Origin of the sequence: Bradyrhizobium sp. NBAIM14 (assembly GCF_020193895.1) — a bacterium.
In the GTDB taxonomy this organism is placed as follows: Bacteria; Pseudomonadota; Alphaproteobacteria; order Rhizobiales; family Xanthobacteraceae; genus Bradyrhizobium; species Bradyrhizobium yuanmingense.
The window spans coordinates 1-448 of record NZ_JADYVQ010000091.1 but is presented as its reverse complement, the minus strand read 5'-3'; the positions used below and the strand labels follow the sequence as shown (position 1 = coordinate 448).

The 448-nt window shown below is 65.8% G+C and carries 1 protein-coding gene; it reads right to left on the bottom strand.

All coding sequences use genetic code 11. From position 1 onward, the window contains the following. A partial coding sequence (locus I6F28_RS37145) for an aldose epimerase family protein (RefSeq protein WP_524536137.1) occupies positions 1-407 on the bottom strand: 407 nt, incomplete at its 3' end. Positions 408-448: the final 41 nt, after the last annotated feature.

The window sequence follows — 448 nt, the reverse complement described above, 5'->3', positions numbered from 1 at the left end:
GCGCGCAGGCCAGTGCCTTCCCATCCTTGTGCCGCCAGGTTGATGGCGTCGGCCACATGTGAAATGGGCTCCAGGCAGAAATACGGCTGCGCGTCCGGTGCGTGCAGGATGAAGTGGTCGAGCGGGTCATCGGCGCTCAGCGTGAGCTCGCCGCCCGCGCGGGACACCACCGCACGTTGCTGCCATTCGCTGTAGTAGACGCTGAGCGCGGCATCGGGTAATGCACGGGCGTGACGAAAATCTTCCCGCGGCGTGATCGGCTCGCGGCGGACGGCAACTTCACCGGCGTCGGTCGGCCACATCGTCGCAGCATCGAACTGCACGCGCGTATCGGCCGTGCGTGCGAAGTATGGATGGAAGCCGCCACCGGCCGGCATACTGCTGTCGCCATCGTTGCGCAGCGTCATGACGGCATCCAGCCCGGATTCAGTCAGCACCAGCGTTTGCG